This window comes from Sulfitobacter sp. UBA4523, assembly GCF_002388305.1.
Taxonomy (GTDB): Bacteria; Pseudomonadota; Alphaproteobacteria; order Rhodobacterales; family Rhodobacteraceae; genus Sulfitobacter; species Sulfitobacter pontiacus.
In genome coordinates this window covers 110,702-128,542 of record NZ_DGMH01000024.1, presented here as the reverse complement: position 1 = coordinate 128,542, position 17,841 = coordinate 110,702, and the positions used below count along the sequence as shown (strand labels likewise).

The 17,841-nt window shown below is 58.5% G+C and carries 16 protein-coding genes; 8 read left to right on the top strand and 8 right to left on the bottom strand.

The features are described 5' to 3' along the window. Nucleotides 1-103: 103 nt before the first annotated feature. From B3849_RS06435 to B3849_RS06425, 3 genes are all read left to right on the top strand, one after another. Nucleotides 104-913: a response regulator gene (locus tag B3849_RS06435; RefSeq protein ID WP_005850634.1), complete on the top strand. Its 810-nt coding sequence runs from the start codon at nucleotides 104-106 to the stop codon at nucleotides 911-913. Nucleotides 914-1,059: 146 nt separating this feature from the next. After that, entirely contained in the window at nucleotides 1,060-1,362 is a 303-nt protein-coding gene (locus B3849_RS06430; RefSeq protein ID WP_235183729.1) for a DUF883 family protein, read from the top strand. Continuing rightward, a complete protein-coding gene (locus B3849_RS06425) occupies nucleotides 1,362-1,739 on the top strand; it encodes a hypothetical protein (RefSeq protein WP_037965603.1) in 378 nt (125 codons plus the stop codon). The genes B3849_RS06430 and B3849_RS06425 overlap by 1 nt, the downstream gene beginning before the upstream one ends. Here the strand turns inward: B3849_RS06425 and B3849_RS06420 are convergent. Continuing rightward, on the bottom strand, nucleotides 1,702-2,058 hold the full coding sequence (locus tag B3849_RS06420) for a hypothetical protein (protein ID WP_278424644.1): 357 nt from the start codon (nucleotides 2,056-2,058) through the stop codon (nucleotides 1,702-1,704). The genes B3849_RS06425 and B3849_RS06420 overlap by 38 nt on opposite strands. 83 nt (nucleotides 2,059-2,141) lie before the next feature. On the opposite strand from B3849_RS06420, the gene B3849_RS06415 reads away from it, so the two are divergent. Further along, nucleotides 2,142-2,870, top strand: coding sequence for a Crp/Fnr family transcriptional regulator (locus B3849_RS06415; protein WP_005850638.1), 729 nt, complete (start codon nucleotides 2,142-2,144; stop codon nucleotides 2,868-2,870). A gap of 3 nt (nucleotides 2,871-2,873) precedes the next feature. On the opposite strand, the gene B3849_RS06410 is transcribed toward B3849_RS06415, so the two are convergent. Next, nucleotides 2,874-3,800: a YihY/virulence factor BrkB family protein gene (locus B3849_RS06410; RefSeq protein WP_278424642.1), complete on the bottom strand. Its 927-nt coding sequence runs from the start codon at nucleotides 3,798-3,800 to the stop codon at nucleotides 2,874-2,876. A gap of 53 nt (nucleotides 3,801-3,853) precedes the next feature. Continuing rightward, on the bottom strand, nucleotides 3,854-4,705 hold the full coding sequence (locus tag B3849_RS06405; RefSeq protein WP_009825653.1) for a formate/nitrite transporter family protein: 852 nt from the start codon (nucleotides 4,703-4,705) through the stop codon (nucleotides 3,854-3,856). 120 nt (nucleotides 4,706-4,825) lie between these two features. Between B3849_RS06405 and B3849_RS06400 the strand changes: the two genes are divergently transcribed. Then, nucleotides 4,826-6,076, top strand: coding sequence for an aminotransferase class V-fold PLP-dependent enzyme (locus B3849_RS06400; RefSeq protein ID WP_278424641.1), 1,251 nt, complete (start codon nucleotides 4,826-4,828; stop codon nucleotides 6,074-6,076). A 100-nt stretch (nucleotides 6,077-6,176) separates the two neighbouring features. Further along, nucleotides 6,177-7,457, top strand: coding sequence for an acetylornithine deacetylase/succinyl-diaminopimelate desuccinylase family protein (locus B3849_RS06395; RefSeq protein ID WP_278424640.1), 1,281 nt, complete (start codon nucleotides 6,177-6,179; stop codon nucleotides 7,455-7,457). 12 nt (nucleotides 7,458-7,469) lie between these two features. Here B3849_RS06395 and B3849_RS06390 read toward each other — a convergent pair whose 3' ends face one another. Further along, nucleotides 7,470-8,741, bottom strand: a complete 1,272-nt coding sequence (locus B3849_RS06390) for an Hsp70 family protein (protein ID WP_278424638.1) — start codon at nucleotides 8,739-8,741, stop codon at nucleotides 7,470-7,472. A gap of 142 nt (nucleotides 8,742-8,883) precedes the next feature. Between B3849_RS06390 and B3849_RS06385 the strand changes: the two genes are divergently transcribed. After that, nucleotides 8,884-10,362, top strand: a complete 1,479-nt coding sequence (locus B3849_RS06385) for an ABC transporter substrate-binding protein (protein ID WP_278424637.1) — start codon at nucleotides 8,884-8,886, stop codon at nucleotides 10,360-10,362. Nucleotides 10,363-10,432: 70 nt separating this feature from the next. On the opposite strand, the gene B3849_RS06380 is transcribed toward B3849_RS06385, so the two are convergent. Both B3849_RS06380 and B3849_RS06375 read right to left on the bottom strand, forming a co-directional pair. Next, nucleotides 10,433-12,184, bottom strand: coding sequence for a type I secretion system permease/ATPase (locus tag B3849_RS06380; protein WP_286779924.1), 1,752 nt, complete (start codon nucleotides 12,182-12,184; stop codon nucleotides 10,433-10,435). 122 nt (nucleotides 12,185-12,306) lie between these two features. Next, entirely contained in the window at nucleotides 12,307-13,602 is a 1,296-nt protein-coding gene (locus tag B3849_RS06375; protein WP_286779942.1) for an O-antigen ligase family protein, read from the bottom strand. 176 nt (nucleotides 13,603-13,778) lie between these two features. Here B3849_RS06375 and B3849_RS06370 point away from each other — a divergent pair, with 176 nt between their 5' ends. Further along, a complete protein-coding gene (locus tag B3849_RS06370) occupies nucleotides 13,779-15,863 on the top strand; it encodes a hypothetical protein (protein ID WP_286779923.1) in 2,085 nt (694 codons plus the stop codon). Here the strand turns inward: B3849_RS06370 and B3849_RS06365 are convergent. Continuing rightward, on the bottom strand, nucleotides 15,835-16,929 hold the full coding sequence (locus B3849_RS06365) for an acyltransferase family protein (protein ID WP_278424632.1): 1,095 nt from the start codon (nucleotides 16,927-16,929) through the stop codon (nucleotides 15,835-15,837). The two genes, B3849_RS06370 and B3849_RS06365, sit on opposite strands and share 29 nt — an antisense overlap. A gap of 57 nt (nucleotides 16,930-16,986) precedes the next feature. After that, a partial coding sequence (locus tag B3849_RS06360) for an oligosaccharide flippase family protein (RefSeq protein WP_286779922.1) occupies nucleotides 16,987-17,841 on the bottom strand: 855 nt, incomplete at its 5' end.

Sequence of the window (17,841 nt, the reverse complement as noted above, 5' to 3'; positions counted from 1 at the left end):
AGTTTCCTGCCTTCTTTAAATACTGTATTTATACATATGACACGGAACCAAACACAGCGTTAGGGGGTTTGGTTCCAGAAATATTTTAAAAGGACGACAATAAATGACGGATGTCACCGAAACACCAAGTGTCAGCGATGCGTTGGGTGAATGCCTTCCTTACCTGCGTCGCTACGCGCGCGCACTGACCGGCAGCCAAAACAGCGGCGACGCTTTTGCAGCCGCCTCGCTCGAAGCGATTTTGACGGACCGGTCGGTTCTGGATGGTGTAGACACCCGCACAGGTGTGTTCCGCGTTTTGTACGGCATCTGGGCCAGCGCCGGTGCGCCTGTCGAGGAAGGTGAAAGCGGCCCCCGCGCCAAGGCGCAAAAGCACCTCGCCAAACTGACCAACCACAGCCGCGAAGCGTTGTTGCTGCACACGATCGAAGGGTTCTCCTTTAAGGAAGTCGGCCAGATCATCGGTGTTGAAGAAGGCGAAGCCAGCGAGCTGGTGCAAATTGCCCGCCGCGAAATGGCAGATAGCGTTACCGGTTCGGTCATGATCATCGAGGACGAGGCCATCATCGCGATGGACATCGAATCTATCGTCGCCGAAATGGGCCATCGTGTGACCGGTGTTGCGCGCACGCGTGACGAAGCTGTCAAACTGGGCAAGGCGGATGTGCCAGACCTGATCCTTGCGGATATCCAGCTGGCCGATAACTCCTCCGGGATCGATGCCGTGAACGACCTGCTGCGCGATTTGGGTAACCGTCCGGTGATTTTCATCACCGCATTCCCCGAGCGCCTGCTGACCGGCGACAAGCCCGAACCCGCGTTCCTGATCTCCAAGCCCTACACGGTGGATCAGGTCGTATCGGCTGTTTCGCAAGCGATGTTCTTCTCGTCGACAGAGACGCTGCACAGCTAAACCGGCATACACGCAAACAAACGAGGCCGCGGTGGTTCCACCGTGGCCTTTTTTTATCGATACTGTGTGACGCAAGCCACGCCTTTAAGGAACTTATATCTACAGGGCGCGTTTGGTTGGTGAACACATGAATAATGGAGACCACCATGGCCAAGGACGTAACCAACACAAGCAACCTGTCTGTCGATGATATCTCGGTCCAGCTGGCCGTTTTGAAAGACGACATCGCGTCGCTGACAAGCACGATGGCCGATCTGACCAAAGCCAAAAGCGCCGAAGCCGCCAACCAAGCGAAATCCACAGCGCAGGATTTGGCGAACTCCGGCCGTGACAAGGCATTGGAAGCGCAGCAAACAGCCGAAGATTTTGTACGTACCCAACCAGCCGCCGCATTGGGTATCGCTGCCGGTGTCGGCTTTATCGCCGGTCTGTTCGCGACACGCCGCTAATGTTCGAATATGTGACGGATAGGGTTGCCCAGAAGGCAACCCGAACGGCGCAAACTGCCGCCATCGGCTTTGGCGCAATGCTCTGCCTGATTGTGGGCGGGGCGTTTCTTGCCGTCGCCGCGTGGCTGTTCTTGCTTACCATCACCACACCGCTGGTAGCCTGTCTGATTATGGGCAGCCTGTTTTTCGGTGTTGGCCTTGTATTGATTGCGGCCCTGTCGATCCGGGCCCGTGCAATCCGGCGTCAGAAACGCGAAGCCGCCTTGCGCGCGCAGGCGATGCAACAGGCGCAAGCCACCGGCGGCGTCGGCGGAATTGCCGCGATCATCACGGCTTTCGTCAACGGTCTGAACGCAGGGAAGCAAGCGCGTCGCTAATGCCTTGCACCATGGTGTCATTGGTGAAAGGCCGGTCTACGACGGAATAGATGTAGGTGTCGGGAATGCTTTGACCTTCGCCGTATAGAATATAGGCGACATCTTTCGTGGGCAGGTCTGCGGCAAAGAGTTCCGACAGGTCATTCGACGTGCCGGACACAAGCGCCACGGCCTGAGACGAACAGCTACGCAGTTCAGAGATAAAAGCGGAAAGGGTTTCGGACACAGACAATGCGGCGTCACCGAATGCCTGTTCCAGCATGTCGATCACATCCGCCCGAACGATCGGGTCAGTATCGAATACGAAAAAAGGAATCACATCGCGCCTTTCTAATCCCGCAAAGGTAGCAATATTTCCAAAGCGCCGCGTTAAACTATGACATACGAGTTAGGAATTTTTTCATGGGTATCGATTGCCGCTATTGTCCGCTTCACAAAAAGGACGCCTTTGTCACCATGACAAGGGAAGAGCTTGAGTTCATGCAGAAATTCAAGGTCGGTGAGCTTAGCGTCGACCCCGGCACGACAATCCTGATGCAGGGGTCCAACTCCCCCCAACTCTATACGGTGCTGTCCGGCATGGGCATCCGGCATAAGTCGCTGGATAATGGTGAACGGCAGGTCATTAACTTTGTCTTCCCCGGCGATTTCATGGGGCTTCAGGCCGGTATGCTTGGCGAAATGGGCCACAGCGTAGAGGCGCGGACACATATGCGCATGTGCGTGTTCAACCGGTCGGATTTCTGGACCTTCTTTCGCAGCAACCCCAGCCGCGCGTTCGATATCACATGGCTCGCCGCGATAGAGGAGCATTTCCTTGGCGAAACGCTTGCCACTGTCGGCCAACGCACCGCGCTGCAAGCGGTGTCATGGGCAATGCTCAAGTTTTTTGAACGCGGAATGGGGCTGGGGTTGGTGACAAATAACACAATGACCCTGCCCTTCACGCAACGCGATCTGGCGGATGCATTGGGTCTATCGCTTGTCCATACCAACAAAACCCTCGCGAAGCTGCGGGACCAGCAACTCGCGTCCTGGTCGGATCAGGTGCTGCAGGTCAATGACCTCGACAAGCTCGCCGACGTCGCCGAGACAGAGCGCAGCAAACCGGCCAAGCGCCCCTTGATGTAGGCGCTATTCCTCGCTCATACTTACCAGATTATCCGCCACATAAGCCCCGCGTTTGCCTAGCGGCCGGTCACGGCCAATGGTGCTGTCAGGGCGCGTGCGCAGTTCAACCTGCGCGTTCCACGATGCCCCCATTAGCACCAGAAAACTGCTGATCCACAGCCAGACCAGCATGGCGATCACAGCGCCAATAGACCCGTAGACCTGATTGTAATTGCCGAAGTTCGCAACGTAATAGCTGAACCCGATCGACACCACCGCCCATGAAAACACCGCGAAAACGGCCCCCCATGTCAGCCAGCCGATGCGCGCCGCACGACGGTTCGGGCCAAAGCGGTACAGCACCCCAACACCGGCCAATAGCACCAGTATCGCGATGCTCCAGCGGATGATCTCGGCGACGAAATAGCCGAATACCCCCAGGGGGATGAACGACAGCACAATCGGTGCGATCACCACAGTGATCAGCGCAATCAGCCCCACCATCACCAAGGTAAAGGTCAGCATCAGCGCACGTAGATAGTGTCGCGCGGCGTTGCGATTGCGTTCACTATACACGCTGTTCAGGCCGATCATCATCGCGCCCACACCTGCCCGCGCCGACCACATCGCCACCAGAACCGAAGCCGCACCAGCCCACCCCAGTTTGCCGGTGCTGGTCGTGACCAACGACACCACCTGATCATTGAGAATATCATAGACGTCATCGGGCAGCAGACCCCGCATGTCTTCCAGCTGGGCGATGACAACCACAGGGTCAGAGATCAGGCTCAGGATCGTGACCAACGCGGCAAGGGCGGGAAACAGCGACAACATCGCATAAAAAGCGACCCCCGCCGCGATAAGCGAGACGTTCTTTTCAGAGATATCAACCAGCGCCGCTTTCAGCGCATCCCAGTACAGCTTTACGGTGCCCACCGATTTCTGTGTCAAAACCCTTGATCCTCGTTCCCCACGGCTGCGGCCCCTGCCACATCACATTTACGCTACTTTTCCTCTTCTACCTCATCGCGCACCTGACCCCAAGCGACGAGGGTAAAGATGATCGTTCCGCCAACAATGTTGCCCGCAAGCACCGGTAAGAAGAACTCGAACACCGCCGCCATCAGGCCAAGCTGGCCGTCCAGTATCATCACCGCCATCTCGACCGACCCCGCAACGATATGCGCGAAATCCCCCGCGGCGATAAGCCAGGTGAACACAAGGATCAGGAAGAACGACGTCTCATCCGCCTGCGGCATCATCCAGACGATAAGCGCGACGATGACCCCCGCCGGAATGGCCCGCCAGAACCCCTGATAGGCCCCCATGCTGGTTGCGTGATGCGACAGGTCCAGAATGGCGGGCAGCACCTCGGGCGAAATCGCGGGCGTCCAGAGAAACAGCATCGCCGCGGCAAAGGCCCCCACCACATTCGCCGCCAGCACGATCCCCCACAGGCGGAACATGCACATCAGCGAATGCCAGGTCTTAGCCCGCATGATTGGCAAAACGGTGGTGATGGTGTTTTCGGTAAACAACTGCATCCGCCCCATGATCACCGCCAGAAAACCCAGCGAATAGCCCAGGTTCTCGATCAGGAAACGATGCGCGGTATCGGGCAGATAGGTCCGGAACACGGCCTCGCCCAGAACCGACAGGCTGATCATCACCCCCGCCGCGATCCCCGACCAGATCAACGACCGTTTGCTGCGCGCCAGCTCTTCCTCGCCCTCACGGCGGATCACCTCGTAGATCAGCTTGGGCGACAGCGCCGTCGCTTCGCTGACCGATTTCTCCTCGGCTTGCGCGTCCTGTGGTTTCTTACGCGAAACCCTGCGTTGAATAAGAGGGGCCATTCCTGCGCTCCTGAAAACTACGAACAAATGGGGCCGAGCCCGCAAAATCTGATTGTGATCCAGCATCAAACTAGCGCAGAAACTGCATAAGCACAGAAAGTAACGCAGCAGGGCCGCATAATGTTCACAGAAGATACCAAACTCATGTCGGCAATCCGCGACCGCTTTGCCCATGTTGACAGCTGCCCGTTCCAGGGGCCGCGCGTGTTTTTCGAAAACGCTGGCGGCGCGCTGACGCTGAACACGGTCGTCGAGACCTCGACCAAATTCGCCGCCATCCCCGACAATCAGGGGCGCGACAACCCCGCGTCCCATGCGCTGGTCGATATCATCAAACAGGCCCGCGCCGATATGGCGTTGTTCTTCAACGCGCCTGACGGGCAGTTCTTTGTCGGCGAAAGCGGGACAGAGCTGTCGTTCCGCCTGATCCGGACAGCCGTCATGGGCAGCGCCCCCGGTGCCGTCATCGGGTCTACTGTGGAACACCCCGCATCGCGCAGCGCGGCGCAACACTGGGCCGATGTGGCGGGCAAACCCTATATCAGTGTGCCCCACGATAACGCGACAGGTCAGGTAACGCCCGACGCCTACGCCGCTTTGATGACCCCCGAGGTACGAGTCGCCACGATCCTGCACACCTCCCCCGTGACGGGGATCGCCAATGATGTGGCGGGCATCAGCGCCGCGATCCGCGCCATCGCCCGCGACGCCTATATCTTTGTCGACGGCATCCAGCACGCCAGCCACGGGCATATCGACATCGCCAGCTATGACATCGACGGCTATGTCATCTCTCCGTACAAACTGTTCTCGCGCCACGGCTATGGCATTGCCTGGGCGTCCAAGCGTCTTACCGCGCTGCCGATCGAGACACTGGCGAACGGTCCCGCAGGGAATTGGGAAATGGGCACCCGTGACACGGGCGCCTATGCGACATTCTCGGATGTGGTGCGCTATTTCGACTGGCTCGGCAGCCAAGTGTCAGACGCCACAGCCCCCCGCGCGCGGATAGAGGCCGCCGCCGCTGCGATCCACGACCACGAACAACAGCTGACCAATGCGCTGCTGTTCGGCACAGGAAACCTCGCCGGATTGGCCGATCTGGCGGGCGTCACGATCCTGGGCGGCACCGACAACCCCGACCGCGAGGGGCTTGTGTCCTTCACGCTCGACGCCCTGCCCGCGGCGGATATCGTGGCCCAACTCAACGCCCAAGGCATCCGGACCCATGTGCGCAAGGCGGATCACTACTCCGGCAACATCCTGAACCCGCTCGGGCTTGATGCCGCGGTGCGTGTGTCGCTTTGCCATTATAACTCCATGGACGAAGTCCGCGCCCTGCTCACGGCGATGAAAGACATCGCCGCATAAATGCCCGGTTGCGGCTTCATTTTGCAAAATAAACTCGAATCCGACGGGGCAACTGAAGACTTCGCTTGCCATATATGAACGCCCGTTCAAACATGGCGGTATGACAAGCACTCTCTCTACCGCCATTATCGCCAAGCGTGACGATCTGATCGCGCTGACCCAAGATCTGATCCGCATCCCGACGCTTAACCCGCCGGGTCAGGACTATCGGCTGATCTGCGAATACCTTGATACCCGCCTGCGCAAGCACGGGTTCGAGACGCAGCTGATCCGCGCCTTTGGTACCCCCGGCGATAGCGAGAAATACCCCCGTTGGAACATCATCGCCCGCCGCGAAGGGCGCAGGGCGGGCGAATGTGTCCACTTCAACAGCCACACCGATGTGGTCGAGGTCGGGGCCGGCTGGACGTTTGATCCATTCGGGGCCGAAATCTCGGACGGCAAGATTTACGGGCGCGGCACCTGCGATATGAAAGGCGGGCTGGCGGCGTCTATCATCGCGGCCGAGACCTTTATCGAACAGCACCCCGATTTCAGCGGCGCAATCGAAATCTCGGGCACAGCGGACGAGGAATCCGGCGGCTACGGCGGTGTCGCCTATCTGGCCGAGCACGGTCATTTCAACCCGGACCGCGTGCAACATGTGATCATCCCCGAACCGCTGCAGAAAGACCGTATCTGTCTGGGGCACCGGGGCGGCTGGTGGGCCGAGATCGAAACCAAGGGCGAGATCGCCCACGGCTCCATGCCGTTTCTGGGCGATTGCGCCGTGCGCCACATGGGCGCAGTGCTCTCCGAGTTCGAAAACAAGCTGTTCCCCGCCATGGCCGCCCGTCACACAGACATGCCCGTGGTCCCCGAAGGGGCGCGCAGCTCAACCATGAACATCAATTCGATCCACGGTGGGCAAAAGGAAAACGACCCGGATTTCGACGGGCTACCGGCCCATTGCGTGCCAGACAGCTGCCGCATCACCATTGACCGGCGCTTTTTGCTGGAAGAACCGCTGGATCAGGTGCGCGGCGAAGTGCGCGCCCTGCTGGAAGGTCTGCGCGAAACGCGGGTCGATTTTGACTACGAGCTGACAGAGCTGAATTCGGTCCTGCCGTCGATGACCGACCGCGATGCGCCGGTCGTGCAAACTGTCGCCCATGCGATCGAGGATATCATAGGCAAAGCGCCTGAATACGTCGCCTCTCCCGGGTCATACGACCAGAAACACATCGACCGGATCGGCAAGCTCAAGAATTGCATCGCCTATGGCCCCGGCCTGCTAGAGCTGGCGCATAAGCCGGATGAATATATCGGCATCGACGATATGGTCGACAGCGCCTGCGTGATGGGCGCCGCGCTGGAGACGCTGCTGCTTCCGAAAGACTAAGGCCCTCAGCCGTCAGCCGTCAGCAAAGGCGTGTGGCGCGGCGATTGCCAGACCGTCGACGATCGCGGTCATCGCGGCCCCGCGGTGCAGTTCGGCCTGTGGAAATGCATCGCGCATGGCGCGGTCGATCACGCCCATCAGACTGGACCCGCCGACAAAGATCAGCTTGGTCACGGCATCGGGTTTTACCTCTGCCTGCGCCGTCAGATCGGTCGCAACCTGCGCGATCTCTGTCGCCATCTGCGCCAAACTCGCCGCCATCATCGCCGGTGGCAGTGGGACCGTCAGCCCGCGCTCCACGATCTTGAGGTCGATCTGCGGCGGGGCGCTGGCATCGGGGTCATTCGCCGCGATCTTGCCGGCCTCTACCGCGAAGGCCATATCGTGGCCCAGCTCATCCTCCAACACACGTTGCAGTCTGTTCAGCAGCGTCGGCTCTACCGCGTATTTCGCCAGATCCTCGACCGCGCGACGCTGTTCGCGGGTGTAAAGGAACGGGATTTTCTGCCACGTCGCCAAATCGGCGAAGACCGCATGAGGGGCGGCGTGGGTTTCATCACCGAACACATGTTTGATCTGGCTGCCCATCCCCAGATGCGGCATCACATGCTGAAGGCTCAGCTCGCGGTCAAAGTCTGTCCCGCCAATGCGCACCCCTTTGCTGGCGAGGATATGAATGCCCGCGTCACCTTCCTGCCGGAAAAGGGTAAAATCAGACGTACCGCCCCCGATATCGACGATCAGCCCCAGATCGCCGGGTTCAAGCACGGCACGATTGGCCAGAGCCGCGGCCTCGGGTTCGGGCATGAAGCGGACCTGCTTGAACCCGGCTTGCAGATAGCATTCGGTCAAATCCACCAGCGCCTGCGCGTCCCGCGCCGGATCGGCACTGTGGAACATCACAGGTCGCCCTGACAGCGCCCGATCAAACTGCTGGCCGGTGGCGCGCTCTGCCTTCGTCTTCAGCTCGGCCAGAAAGCGCGCCACGATGGCGATGAAATCCATGCGTTTGCCCAGCAGAACCCGACTTTCGCGCATCAAGGGCGTGCCCAGCAGACTTTTGAGCGCACGCATATAGCGTCCGTCGTCGCCGCCGATCAGCGCCTCTTGGGCACCGCGACCATAGATGATCCGCTTTTCCTCATTGTCGAAAAACAGCGCGGTCGGCAGCGTGTTCTGCCCCGCCTCGACGTTAATCAAATGCGGCACACCGTCTACTGCATAGCCCACGGCAGAGTTGGACGTTCCGAAATCGATACCCAAAGTGGGTGACATCGTAGCCATGGCGCGCCCCTTCAAAACCTCAAAAAACGGCGCATAAACCGCGCACAGGCTGGGTACAACCGATAATTGCGACAGCATCCCGACGCTGGTCAAACCTGACAGAACTGGTTAACATTTTCCTTATTGCCAACAGGAGACACCCATGGCCCATCTTCGCAAACTTATTCTAGGCACCTGCGCTGCCGCGCTGATGGCCACCGGCGTCGCCGCGAAAAACGACATCACCGTCGCGATGCAACTTGAGCCACCGCATCTGGACCCGACCAGCGCTGCGGCGGGGGCCATTGATCAGGTGCTCTATTCCAACGTTTTCGAAGGGCTGACCCGCTTTATGGGCGACGGATCGGTCGTGCCCGGGCTGGCGCAATCGTGGGAAATCTCTGACGATGGCCTGACCTATACGTTCAAACTTCAAAGCGGCGTGACCTTTCACGACGGAACGACGATGGATGCCGCCGACGTCAAATTCTCGCTTGACCGGATCAATGCCGAAGACAGCGCAAACGCTCAAAAGGCGCTGTTTGGCGCGATCTCGGAGGTGACAGTCGTCGACCCGTCGACCGTCGAAATCAAACTGTCAGAGCCGAACGGCAACCTGTTGTTCAACCTCGCATGGGGCGACGCGGTGATCGTGGCACCCGAAAGCATCGACAATATCAAGCAACTGCCCATCGGCACCGGCGCGTTCAAATTCACCAGCTGGACCCAGGGCGACAATATCCGCATCGAGAAGAACCCGAACTACTGGGGGACCCCGGCCGCGCTGGATATCGCCACGTTCAAATTCATCTCTGACCCGACCGCCGCGTTCGCGTCGATGATGGCCGAAGATGTTGATGTCTTCGCCGGCTTCCCCGCGCCCGAGAACCTGCCGCAATTCGAAGCGGACCCGCGGTTTCAAGTGCTTGTCGGTTCTACCGAGGGCGAAACCATTCTGGCGATGAACAACAAACAGCCGCCGTTTGATGACCCCAAGGTGCGCGCCGCCGTCGCCCATGCCATTGATCGTCAAGCCATTATAGACGGTGCGATGTTCGGATACGGCACGCCCATCAGTACGCATTTCGCGCCCCATAACCCGGCCTATGTCGATCAAACCGCGCTGAGCCTGCATGACATCGAAAAATCCAAGGCGTTGCTGGCCGAAGCCGGCTTTGCCGACGGGTTCGAGACCACGCTGGACCTGCCGCCCCCCTCCTACGCCCGCCGCGGCGGAGAGATCATCGCCGCGCAGCTGGCCGAGGTTGGTATCACCGCCAAGATCAACAATGTCGAATGGGCCCAATGGCTTGAGACGGTGTTTAAGGGAAAGAACTTCGGCATGACAATCGTAAGTCACACCGAACCGATGGATATCGGCATCTATGCCAACCCTGATTACTATTTCCAATATGACAACCCCGATTTTCAGGCTTTGATGACCAAGCTGAACACGACAACCGACCCGGAAGCACGCAACGCGTTGCTGGGCGAGGCGCAGACCATGATCGCCCAAGATCACGTCAATGGTTTCCTGTTCCAGCTGGCGTCACTGTCCGTTGCAAAGGCAGGTCTGACCGGCCTTTGGCGCAATGCCCCGACGCAGGCCATCGATCTTACCGGTGTTTCCTGGGCCGAATAGGGCGACATTTGAAGAAAGCGATAGAAGGGGGCTTGGGTCGTGCGCAATGCCCCTTTTTTATACCATATGATTACCCCCCGCTCGCCCGTGGTGTGCCATTGCCCAAGATCGGCAGTGTCTGAACCTTCGCCGCCACCCGCGTAGGGAAAGCGCGCCCGAAGATATCACTGGTCAAGCCGAACTGCCTTATCCGCCCCTCGGACAATATTAGCACTTTGTTCAACGCCGAAATTGCACAGGGCTGGCGCGCCGTGATCACCACCGTGCTACCCCGATCACGCATATGGCATGCGACCTCTGCCACGATCTGTTCAGCATCGGGACAGCTGAAAAGCGACCGCAGCGGATCATCCATCACAACCAGCGCCGGATTGCAGACCAACGCCCGCGCCAGCCCGATCTGCTGTATCTGCCCTTGGGTTAACGAGGATCCCCCACCGCCGCGCACAACACTCATATACCCATCCGGAAGAGCCATAATGGCGTGGTGAACACGGGCCAGCTTTGCAGCGGCGATCACCTTCGCATCCGTGGTATCGGGGCGAAATCTGGAAATATTATCGAAAATCGTCGCGGGCAGAAGATCAATGGTATCGGGCAAATAGCCGATCGCAGGGCCAATCTGCGCGGAAGGCCATCGGGCCAGATTAACGGCATCAAACCGAACCTCACCGGTTGTAGGAGCCGTAACGCCAACCGCCAGTTTTGCCAATATGCTTTTGCCCGCATTTGGCCCGCCGAGCACGCACAGCCCATCCCCCGGTGACAGGTCAAAAGAGACATCCTTCAGCCTGTTCTCCGCCCGCCCCTCGATCCCGTGAGAAACGGCGGTGAAAGAAATCCGGCCCTTTGGTTCAGGCAATGCAACCCCCTCGCGTGCCGGGATATTCTGTGAAAAATGGCGGTGCAGGTGGCGGTGCGCGGACCAACCGCAGGCAATCCCCCGCCAGCCGCTGATCATCTGGTCGATAGGGGCCAGAACGCGCCCCGCCAAGACCGAAGCGGCCATAATCATCCCCGCCGAGATTTGGCCCTGAATGACCAATATGGCCCCGACTGTCAGGATCGAGGATTGCAACATCAGGCGGAACGATTTGCTGAATGATGCCAGCGCATCCGGCGGGGCATGCAGACGCTGGTGCCACGCCAGACTGCTGCGCTGAAGCCCACGCCAATATGTGGCAAGATCATCTTGCATACGCATGGCGCGCAGCGGCTCCGCCAGACGGCGACTGTGATAGGACATATCAGCGAGGGTATGATCCTGATTTGCCGAGATACTGATCGTGTTGCGCGTCAAATAGCGGCCCGTTGCCATCACGACACAAGCCAACGCCGCGCCGCCCAGAACCATCGCCCCCAACCAAGGGTGAATGATGTAAAGGGCCAGCAAAAAGATCGGCACAAACGGCATATCACAGACACTTATGAACGCGGGACTAGACAGCAGCCGTCTAAGGTGCCCCAGTTGTTGCAGGGGCTGTTGTGCGCTTGCCGGTACGTTGTTCTTTTCATCATTGCTGACCCAAGCCGCGAAACACTCAGCCCCAAGTGCCAGGTCCAAACGCACCGAAAGACGGGCCAAAAGCCGTTGCCGGATCAGATCAAAAAGCCCGAAGAAACAATAGAGAAGCAGTACAATCCCGAAGAGCCCCATCAGCGTGACCACTGACCCGCTAGGCAAAACGCGGTCATATATCTGGATCATGTAAATCGATCCTGTGAGCAGCAGGATGTTGATCAACCCACTGACCACAAAAAGCAGCCCAATCCCCCCAAGCTGTGATCGCAACGCGGCGGCATAGATGTTGTGCGTCTGCACGTTGCACTTCCCCCAAACCAATCAGTCGTCATGGCCGACATCCCCTTGCGGCCTGACTTCTGTGGTAGGGTGATTTCATTTACAAAGTGGAAAAATTGGCAAACCCGAAAAGGATCAATATTTCAAATTGTACGTTCACTCTGCGGGGATCGCGGCTTCGCATCCAACATCCACAGTCCTGCCCCAAATATGAAGAATACGAAGCCATAGATGCTGCCCCAAATGTGCACCGTCGACAGAGTGAGCGTGAGCCCGCCAAAGCAGAGTATCCAGCCTAGCCGTAGCGCCGCTAGGGTCCGATCCATGGTGAAATCTTTGCGCCCCACACGCCAAAGCGCATAGCCATAGCCGACTGTCAAAAAAGTAAACGCCGGCAATCCGAAACGCATCGCGATAAATAGCCAAAAATTATCGATACTCGAGGTGTGCATCCAAACCGGCCTGAGCCAATCGTTTAGCCCAAGTCCAAATACAGGCGCGCTCCAGACATTGGTCATACCCCATTGGAAAATAGCCGACCGCCAATAGGCGCTTTCGGCAGAAAATGTCGCATAGCTCATGAAAACTTGGATCGGGGTTCGATTGGAAAGCAGATCAATCACGACGTAAAAAATAACAAAACAGGTTGAGAGGATTAGCCATCGTCGCCCGATCCTGCGACATAGGTAGCTCCAGAATATCAGCCCTATCTGCACGATTGCCGCCAGCAGCGCGCCGCTGGACAGCGATAGAAAACAGCTGGCGCAAATCACCGTCATAACCACGGACCGCAAACCCAAGCTGTGCCGTCCCGCCAGCCCAATAAAGTACAGGGACGTCGCGATTGTACAAAACAAGCCCCAGTGAATTGGATGCTCGAACGAAAGTTGCACCCGCTCCAGCCCCATACGGCGATCAATCGCCAGATCCACCGGGGTCGTAAGCCCGGTCATCTTCCAAAATTCAATGGGAACAGATGTCCCGCTTTGCGACTCTATCAAAACCAGAGGGAAGCATAACACGATCAGTCCTGTGAGGATCTTAACCACTGCGGCAAAGCTGTGTCTGTCTCGGATAAAGGCGCGCCCGATCAAATACCCGCCTAGAAACTCCACCCCGATTGAGCCTGCATTCTGGGTCGCTTCCACCGGGTTGTTGACCGCTAAGGCCAGAGAAACCCAGAGAAAATGCATAAAGAACAGAACGTCTGTCAACAAAACACGCCCGTAGTGGCCGCAAAACAGGCGGAGACTTAGCGGAATAATCAGCACTGCTAACAACGCCTTGGTCCCGGTCATATAGACCGACCCTAAATTGAAGCCGACGGGCACCAGCAGGAGCCCGAAATACACGAGCACAACCCGTGATACCGGCTGTTGATGATATAGCCGTATGCGCTTGAGAGAGCGGTGCTGGTCCGTCGCGTATATATGGTTCACGTCCAAATCATATCTGTCCTTTCGTAAGAAGAATCGGCGGTGCCACCACCATTGGGCTGAACATTTAATATTGCGTGAAGATTAACCCGCCCTCCGCCTCTTTCCCTGCGAATGCAACGGTTCAGCGAGGTTGATATGTATCGATGCCTACGAATTCTGATCGCAAGGTATGGACTATGCAGATGACACTCGGGCTGGGCATGAAACTGGGGCAAACGATGGCGGGGTCGCTGCCGCTAAAGATTTCGCCCGTCACGGAAATTCTTGCAGATGGTTGGCGGGCCGAGCACCGAGATATACCGTCGTTTTCCACCACTTCCGAGGCGCGGAATGTGGCCGTGAACCGGCGCGGTTTTGATACGGCGGCGACGGCTGTCAGCAGGGCTTCGGTTGTGCAGCTCACCAGCCGTGTCAGGCAGCCCTACCCAGATCATTCAAATTTTACTGACAAGACCGTCGCGTGTTCAGACTTTGTTTACGCGGGCGATACTATCAACGGTGCAATCAATCACAGCACAAGGCCAGCGCCCCGGCCTATTGCCATGTGGTTAAACCACGACCGTGAGAGGATAGAAGATGATGCGCATATACTAAGGCTGGCAGTTGCCCACGCATACGCCCAACAGGGGCAACCCGTCGCGGCGGTGCGGTTCATCGTCCGCGATACGCTTGGCAACGAAGCATCGCAGCTTGTGTCGTCGCAAAGCAGTCTTGGATTTGACGCGTCGGGGCTCCATGTTCCGCATTATGCAGCGACGGTTGATCTATCAGGCTTGGCCCAGGGAGATTTATTGACTGTAGATGCCACCATCTACCCATGGGTGGGGCACGCCTTTTCCATCAGTGCCGACGCCGATGAATATCCGTCCCCCAACCTGACGACGCTTCGGATGCTGAACGACACGAGCGGCGGGTATGGGGCATGTTATGCCCAAGTCGATGGAACCATGGGCGACGATGCGACGGGTCAGGCTGCGTCTGCGCGCGCAGATGCCATTGCCGCCCCATTTGCGTCAATCGCGGCCGCGGCCGACGCGATCAAGGAATTTAATGCCGCGCATTTTGGGCGGGTGGATGATGCGGGCGGTGGTACGATTTTACTGGCAGAGGGGGCGCATATCCTAACGCCTTTCAAGGCTGCCGGTCGCTCGGCACAGCTGCCCTTGTGTATCAGGGCTGAAGACCCGTCCAAACGGGATAGCACGATCTTAACCGACGGTGGGGTCAATCATTTCAACGGCATACCAACGCACCTCAAGATTTGTGATGTCACTTTGCAGAAAGGCGGGGCGAACACGGTGTTTCTGGACAGTGGTGCGGACTCCGCAGGCAATCTTTTGATAACAAAGAACTGTCTTTGGGACGCCAACGGATTCGGCAGCTACGGCGCTTGGATTTACCGGGTGGGGCGCTTTGTACAAATCAACTGCTCCTTCGTGCCCAACGAAGATCCACACCAAGGCAATTCTTTTTCGACCGAAGCAATCATGGTCACCGCGATCGGCTGCAAAAGCTGTGCCGGAACAATCACCTTTCAGGCGCTCGGCTGTTCGGGGCTTGAAGAATTTACCCTCCGGGCGCCGATTGGCAACCGGCCTGCCATGACCGGCACGTTTTTAGGGTGGAACACATTCAGCAATGGCAGCGCGACCAATGCAATCGTTTCCGTAAGCGCCGAGATCGGCGCGCGGGGCTTTGCTTTTGTAGGGAACATCGTGGAAAGCTGGGGGAGCTCCACAAATGCGGCGCTGCGATTGAACGCTGACAGCGACACAAATGCAGCCCAAAACATCGTTGTGCACAACAATACCATCGCGGGGGAACGCGCGAATTTGCTGTATCTGGACGGCACCGAGAACGTGGCGAAGTCGGGCTCTTTCCGGAACAATCTGTTTCACCGCATCAATATCAAAAGCGATGTATTTTCCGGCGAAACCTCCCTTACCGGCAACTGGCCAGCGCGGTACAAGGTTGGATGGTCGCATAATGTCGCAATCGCAGGGTCAAGTAATGAACCCGGCTATGGCCCGTCCTCGTGGCTGGGGGAACTGCCGTCGATCGGTGAGGCGTCACATATCGCCTCGCCTTGGGTCGACGACCGCTCTCACACCGGTAGCAACACAGGCAGCGGTGACTACCGCCCCGACGCACTGTCCGATCTGCCCAAAGTATCACCCGCGCAGGCCCCCTATGGGAGCGACCTTGTGGGAAATACATTGGGCGATAGCGGCTTTATCGGCGCGGTGCTATCCTCCGCGTGATCAAAGACCCGCGCAGAAAACCCTCTCGCACGAAGGTCAGCGCGGGTCTTTCAATCCAGTGCCAGGACAATACCGCGCAAAGCAACGTCAACGGCAAGGCCAGCGCGATGTTCAGCGCTGGCGTCATGTCCCCCCACACCCAAACCACCAGCCCCTGCAGCGGCATCGCGTAAATATATATTCCGTATGAATAATCTCCGACCCTATTGAACATCAGCAGGGGGTCTAGCTTGCAATACCCCGCCCAGAGGCTGGTGTAGGTCACAGCCAGTGCAAGCATTGGAAAAGCGAAAACCGTAGCGTGCACGGCCCATGTCAGGACGATCAACCCAACGACGAAGGGCCACCGCAAGGTGATATAATCGCGCCAGATCCAGCAGGAGGCCCCGAAAACAAAGGGCAACGACAGCAGCCGCGTTTGCAGTAGGCGCGGATGAATGAGATCGCCGAGATACGGCGCGACTACCCACGCAATCAGGTATAGCGCCAAGAGCACTGCCATCACCCGCCGGCGGGACAGGGCCCCGACAAGGCCGACGAACAGGATAAGCGCATAGCAGGCGACCTCATGCGCGAGCGTCCAAATCGACCCCTCTACGGTGGGATAGGGGTTCGTCGTGAACACGCCCGGCAAGGTATATTGTGGTTTAAACAAGAGTATATTTTGCACGATAAACCGCGCCGTATCGGGATGAGACAGGTACGTACCCGCATCTAACCGGCTGACCAGCGGCCCCATGATCAGCGCCACGATCAAGATCGACACGGCCAACCCCGGCAGCAGACGCGCGGCCCGCGCCATGACAAAGGACAAGGCAGACCCCTGCCGGTCGTAGCTGCCCGCGATGAAAAAGCCGGACAGGCCAAAGAACACAAAAACCGCCAGCTCCCCCAGCGAATAGCCAAGCGCTGTTTTCAAAGGCTCAACCGTGCCGCGCCCAAGCGCGAGCGGCCACGCGTGAGAGACCAACACAGCCACCGCCGCCAGAAAGCGAATGAGGTTAAAGTGGTTGTCCCGCCCGATGGCAAGCTCGGACAGGCGGGGCGGCTTGGCGCGTCTCTTCATGGTGAACGGCTGCCGTTGCTTTGGCCGCGGCATGTCACTTGTGCGGTCAAAGTCTTCTTATCGGTGCTGTATCGCCTTGGACTCCATCCCATCGGATGCTCCTTTCTTGATCATCAGTCTGCGGACGTCAGGCAGCGCCATCGCCAGACCGGCCAGCAACAAACCGAAGCCTGCGGCCCGAAACCCCGTCGGCTGGTCCTGCGTGAAAACCGCCCAAGCCAATAGCGCGACCATACCGATCAGTGGCGGGGCCAATGGCCATAGCGGCACCCGTTGCACGCGGTGCATCCAGAGCAGCGCAATCATCAGCCCCGCGGCTTCGCCCAGTCCTGCGATATGCACCACATGGGGCAGGCTTGCGCCTTGCAGCACACCCCATGCCGCGAGGGGTAGGAACGCGATGCGCAACAGGTCCGTCAAAAGCTCGGTCTTGCGATACCCTTCGCCCAGCGCGACAATCGCACACCCGCCTTTGACCACCCGCAACGCCTGAACCGCCGTCAAGAGCGTCAGCAGGGGCAGCACAGCGCGGTATTTATCGCCCAACACATGGTGCACGAAGGAACCGCCAAGCAGGTTGACTGCCATGACCATTCCCGCAGCCAGCACGATATGGCTTTGGATCGTGGTGATCGCCTGGGCCCGAAATTCCTGGCGCGCGGTGCTGGCTGACAGGCGGGGCAGAAACAGGCTCATCGTGCTGCGCATCAGGACCAGCGACGGGGTCAGTGTCAGCGAGACGGCCATGGAAAACAGGGCCAGCGCCTCTAGCCCCAGAAGACGCCCGACGATGGCGCGTTCGCCATTGAACACCAGAAACATCACCGCGCCGCTTGCCATGAGGGGCCAGCCGAACCGCATGCTTTGGACCATAACGGTCCGATCAAACCGCAGCCGATAAGGGCGTTTCGC